General features: G+C 33.2%; 5 protein-coding genes. 4 read left to right on the forward strand and 1 reads right to left on the reverse strand.

Going from position 1 to position 3,877, the window contains the following annotated elements:
* The first annotated feature begins 192 nt into the window (after nt 1–192).
* Entirely contained in the window at nt 193–930 is a 738-nt protein-coding gene (locus tag A6M55_RS03240) for a sulfite exporter TauE/SafE family protein (RefSeq protein WP_064196450.1), read from the forward strand.
* A gap of 19 nt (nt 931–949) precedes the next feature.
* Here the strand turns inward: A6M55_RS03240 and A6M55_RS03245 are convergent, their stop codons facing one another.
* Complete coding sequence (locus A6M55_RS03245; RefSeq protein WP_015027520.1) at nt 950–1,318, reverse strand: winged helix-turn-helix domain-containing protein; 369 nt, start codon at nt 1,316–1,318, stop codon at nt 950–952.
* A gap of 164 nt (nt 1,319–1,482) precedes the next feature.
* On the opposite strand from A6M55_RS03245, the gene A6M55_RS03250 reads away from it, so the two are divergent.
* The 3 genes from A6M55_RS03250 (at nt 1,483) to A6M55_RS03260 (ending at nt 3,832) form a co-directional block, all read left to right on the forward strand.
* Nucleotides 1,483–1,992 carry a hypothetical protein gene (locus A6M55_RS03250; RefSeq protein ID WP_064196451.1) on the forward strand — a complete coding sequence of 170 codons (510 nt, stop codon included), beginning with the start codon at nt 1,483–1,485 and terminating at the stop codon, nt 1,990–1,992.
* Nucleotides 1,993–2,193: 201 nt separating this feature from the next.
* A complete protein-coding gene (locus tag A6M55_RS03255; RefSeq protein WP_015027518.1) occupies nt 2,194–3,069 on the forward strand; it encodes a DUF1684 domain-containing protein in 876 nt (291 codons plus the stop codon).
* Between the two features lie 10 nt (nt 3,070–3,079).
* Nucleotides 3,080–3,832: a DUF2490 domain-containing protein gene (locus A6M55_RS03260; RefSeq protein ID WP_015027517.1), complete on the forward strand. Its 753-nt coding sequence runs from the start codon at nt 3,080–3,082 to the stop codon at nt 3,830–3,832.
* The last annotated feature ends 45 nt before the right edge of the window (nt 3,833–3,877 follow it).

The following is a 3,877-nucleotide window of genomic DNA, read 5'->3' on the forward strand; positions in this document are numbered from 1 at the left end:
TTAGCATGAAGCTAACTTAACTATTTTTAATCTCTTTCGCAAAAGCGAAAGTCCTAATAAATAAAAATATAACGCTTGGCATGAAAACTTAATATTCGCTTCATCAATGAATATTTTTTGATTATTGAATGTAAATGGGAAGTATTCGCTATATTTGCAAATATATAACGCTTTTTCGAATTTCAAAAACCTATGACTTCTTCAATTTTACTTTTACTTTTTTTATTAGGTATAGTAGCTTTTTTATATTCATCGGTTGGGCATGGTGGGGCAAGTGGATACTTGGCCATTATGGCAATTATGGGTGTGGCACCAGCCATGATGAAATCGTCGGCCCTAGTCATGAATTTAGCTGTGTCTTTATTTTCATTCATAGGTTTTTATCGTGCAGGTCATTTTCGATTTAGATTATTTTGGCCATTTGCTGTGGCTAGTATTCCAATGGCATTTGTGGGCGGAACCATGACGCTTTCAGATTCTATATATAAGAAAATTCTTGCGGTTTGTATTCTATTTTCTATCGTAAGGTTGATTTATAAATTCGGTACAGAAAATGAAACGAACAAACCAATTCCACTTTGGGCTGGCTTACTTTCAGGTGGCTTAATTGGTTTATTATCAGGGATGATTGGTATTGGAGGAGGGATAATTCTTAGTCCATTGATGTTACTAATGCGTTGGTCTAATATCAAGGAAACAGCTGCCGTTTCAGCACTTTTTATTTTCGTGAATTCATTGTCAGGTCTTTATGGGCAGCTTCAAAAAGGAGGTATTAATTTACCCGAAAATATGCAATGGGCAGTATTAGCAACTATTATAGGGGGCTTAATTGGTTCTTATTTTGGAAGTCAGAAATTTAATACGCCAACCCTCAAAAAGCTCTTAGCAATAGGTTTAACTATTGCTTGTTTAAAACTTATTTTTACATAGAAGTCTAATTTTTTTAATATTAAGTATTCAAAAAAGCATCAAGATGTTTCTCAAATGATTGTTGAAATTCTTCATGTAATTTTCTGAAGGCTACAATTAATTGTTTGCCCTCTTCGGTTACGACCGTTCCTCCACCTTTTTCACCGCCAGTTTGCGTAGTGACAATGGGCTTTTGGGTATGCTGGTTCATAGAATTGACTAAATCCCAAGCTTTTTTGTATGACATTCCCATTTGCTTAGCTGCTTGACTTATCGAACCTGTTTCGATGATATTTTCAAGTAATTCGAGTCGGCCAGGCCCAAGAAAACGATCATCTTCACTTTCAATTCTGAGCATTCCTGTAACCCTAAATTTCTTGTCAGTTTTTAATAAATCTCTGATTGGCATTGCGAAAAAAACAAATATTCGGTGTAAAGATAAATAACTACTTCTAAAAAAGCCTAATTAAGGCTAAAATGACCTAATTTCTCAGTTTAAAATATGATATTTGTCATTTCTATATCAAATCCTAAATAATAGTTTTGGTCACACTATTCTAAACTGCTTACAATATGACTAGTTTTCGCTCTCGTCCTAAATTTAAAATTACTTCCGAAAAGAAAGTTTCCGAAATTACTCAATTATTAACCGATAGTCTTGATGCTACTAAGCTGCCCGTAGAAGGAAAGGTTTTTAGTACACACGGGCTTTTAAGGATAAAACCAGAAGAACAGCATTATTGGTCACCACAACTGAGTATTTCATTCGAAGAAACGGAAGACCACAAAACTATTATCAGAGGTATGTATGGCCCTCATCCGAGTGTATGGGCAATATTTTTAATGGGTTATGTATTTTTCGGATTAGGTATATTTTTTCTAACAATGATAGGTTTAGTTCGAATGAGCCTCAAACTTGATGCTTCCATTTTATGGCTTGTTCCCGTTTTTGTAATCGGAGCAATTGTTGAATGGTTTATGGCCCAAACTGGTCAAAAAGTAGGAGCGGAGCAAACTTTCATGATTCATCACTTCTTTGAAGATGCCCTTAATGATCATATTCACATCAGTAAAATCAGATAAAAAGTACTAATAATTGTACTATATAGATAATAAATTTACTTTTTCTAGTGAATTTATTATTTTTTTAAAAATAATAATCTATATATTTGATAGAGTAAATATAGAATCATATTTTTGTCCTATGATTGATAACTTAATAGTAAAAGTTTAATTATTTTCAATAATTTTAGATTATGTTTCAGCACTTCAAACTTCATTAAAATGAAATATTTATACTACTCATTAGCACTATTTATATTAAGCTCGTTTATTACCCCAAATGATGATGCCGATTACGAAAAAGAGATAAAAGAATGGCACAAAAATAGAATAGAAAGCCTAAAGAAAGAAAATGGTTGGCTAAACTTAGCAGGACTATTTTGGTTAGAGGAGGGAAGAAACTCATTTGGAGCTGATATTGAAAATAAAATTATATTTCCTACGGGGAAAAGCGGTAATTTTTTAGGTGAGTTTATTTTGTCGAATGGAGAAGTATTTATCGAGGCAAAAAAAGGGGCTGAGATTTATCATGAAAACGAAAAAGTAGAAAAGTTGAAAATTTTTCCTAGTGAAAAACCAATTCTTTTGAAACATCACACACTTCGTTGGTTTGTTATAAAAAGAGGGAATAAATACGCCATCCGATTGCGAGATTTGGATAGCCCATTTTTGAAAGAATTTCATGGAATCGAGACTTTCCAGATTGATAAAAAATGGAAACTTAAAGCAAAATTTGAACCGACAGTTGGTAAAAAAATAGCGATTTTGGATGTAACTGGACAAACATCGCAGCAGGATTCGCCGGGAAAACTAATTTTTACAGTTGCAGGTAAGGAATATGCATTAGATGCACTTGCCGAAGGTGATGAACTGTTTATCATTTTTGGAGATATCACTAATAAAAAAGAAACCTACGGAGCTGGCCGATTTGTTTATGCCGCAAAACCTGACGCTGATGGTTTCACTTCGCTCGATTTCAATAAAGCGTACAATCCTCCTTGTGCATTTACGCCTTATGCCACTTGCCCATTGCCACCTAAACAAAATCTATTGCCTATTGCTATTAGTGCAGGAGAAAAAAATTATGGAAATCACTAATTGATAAGTTATGAAATATAGATTTTTATTCATCCTTTCTTGCATTTGTACCTCTATTTTTGGACAAACTACTCGTTTGGTTCAAGATGAAGAGCAACTTTGGCTTGGATATTTCAATCAATCTAGAATCAGTAATAAATGGGGAATTTGGTTCGATGCTCATTACCGAACGACTGACCACTTTATTAAAGAACCTTCAAAATTCTTGAGTAGATTGGGCTTAATGTATTACATCAATGATGATTTGAAATTTACTAATGCCTATAATTATGCCAATCATTTTCCTGAAGAAGGGCATGCCAATATTTCTCAGCCCGAGCATAGAATTTGGCATCAACTTCAGTTACATACAAAATATGGCAAGCTTCGAACAATGCAGTGGCTTCGGTTGGAAGAACGCTTTAGACGAAAAATAAAAAATGATAATGAATTGGCTGAAGGCTATCGTTTTGATGAACGAATTCGGTATAATTTTTTACTAAACATTCCATTGAGTAGTAAAGGTATTGCTCCTAAAACATTTTCAGCCGTTTTGAATAATGAAGTGATGCTAAATCTCTCGAAAAATAATGTCTATAATGTTTTTGACCAAAATCGTTTTTTTGCAGGTTTGGCATATAATATTGATTCTCACTCAAATTTTCAGTTTGGCTATATGAATGTTTATCAACAATTAGCATCTGGAAATCGATTTAGAAATATTAATAGCATTAGGCTTTTCTTTTTTCAGAATCTTGATTTTAGAAAAAAAGCTAAGAAATAGCATTCGTAATGAGTCTTTTTTAAGGTTGAGTTTATTCTCATTAAG

The organism is Emticicia sp. MM (genome assembly GCF_001649495.1).